The 385-nt window shown below is 48.3% G+C and carries 1 protein-coding gene; it reads right to left on the bottom strand.

Annotated features, from left to right (window positions below; all coding sequences use genetic code 11):
• Positions 1-83: 83 nt before the first annotated feature.
• On the bottom strand, positions 84-385 hold a 302-nt coding region (locus HC175_RS20185; protein ID WP_317172375.1), incomplete at its 5' end, for an NAD(P)-dependent oxidoreductase.

Raw genomic sequence — 385 nt, 5'->3', positions numbered from 1 at the left:
TGCCGGTTTCCTGTTGCCGGTTCCCTGTTGCCAACAACCTGATTCCTGAATGTTACTGCTCACTGAATACTGAACACCGACCACTAATATTCCTTCTCCCTGTCCACCACATTCTTTAATTTCTTTCCCTGCTTCATTCTTCCATAATTTTCAAGGATCTGCGGCACCACTGTCGCCGGATTAGTGACACTGGCGATATGAGGAGTGACCTTTATTTTATCATGTTGCCAAAACGGATGCTCCTCAGGCAGAGGTTCCTTTCGGAAAACATCCAGGCTTGCTCCGGAGAGATGTCCGGAATCTATCATTTCCAGCAGGTCTTCCTCCACCAGATGCGGACCCCGGGCAACATTGATCACATATGCGCCTTGGGGTAATCTTTCAA

The sequence above is a fragment of the Salinimicrobium oceani genome (genome assembly GCF_012037645.1).
This window is presented reverse-complemented; position numbering and strand designations above follow the sequence as displayed.